Annotated in this window: 1 protein-coding gene; it reads right to left on the bottom strand. The window is 69.5% G+C overall.

From position 1 onward, the window contains the following. Window positions 1-215 precede the first annotated feature (215 nt). Window positions 216-919, bottom strand: a 704-nt coding sequence (locus AC5LUJ_RS18790; protein ID WP_250292576.1) for a cytochrome c biogenesis CcdA family protein, incomplete at its 5' end; no start/stop codon positions are given.

Genomic DNA, 919 nt, shown 5'->3' with positions numbered 1-919 from the left:
TGACGGCTACATCCTGAGTGATGTCTGTGCCCGAGGTAGCCGGTGTAGTCGGTGCAGCCATGGTCGCTGTTGCTCCTGATCCGTCGGTCGCCGGGCCGGAGGCACCGACACGCCCCGGATCGGGCTCGGGTGGGTGCCTCCGCCGGCTCACCCGACTGATCCGGCTGGGCCGACTGATCCGGCTGGGCCGGTCGGCTTGCCCGCTCACAAGCCGCTCACAAGGGGGTCTCCGCAAATCCCGGGGCGTAAGGCCGGAGAGCAGCGATCAGATCAGCCCACAGGCCGGTGACCTGGAGAAGTCCGACCACGACGAGCAGCACACCACCGGCGAAAGTAAGCGCTCGGGCACGCCTGCGGACCACAGCCAGAGCACCGGCCGCCCGCCGGAAGGCCAGGCCCACGACAAGAAACGGCACCCCGAGACCAAAGCAGTAGGCGGCGGAGAGGAACGCACCCCGGCCAGCGGTCGCGCTCTGTATCGCAAGCGCCAGCACCGCCGTCAGAGTGGGCCCGAGACACGGCGTCCAACCGATCCCGAACAGGACACCGAGGACGGGTGCCCCAACCAGGCCGGGCGCGGGCAGCCGATGGATGCGCCACTGGCGGTTGGCCAGTGGGACCCGAGCGAATACCCCTGCGAACGCCAGCCCCATGACGATGGTCACCGCGCCGAGGATCTGGCTGACACCGACCTGGTGCAGGGTCAGCCAGCTGCCCAGCCCGCCGAAGGCCGCACCGTAGCTGACGAAAACCGCGGTGAAGCCGACGACGAACAGCACGGTGCCGAGCGTGACTCGCCCCAGCAGCCGCCGCCGAGCCCGGCTGGTCGTATCAGTGCCGCCATCGACGTTGATCCCGGTACCAGGGCCACGACCGTTGCCGCCCATATCAGCGCCAGCGTTGATGCCCGCGCCGCTGC

The organism is Protofrankia sp. CiP1_Cm_nod3 (assembly GCF_982290655.1).
Note: the sequence above shows the minus strand (reverse complement) of the source record. Positions and strands in the feature narration are given on the sequence as shown.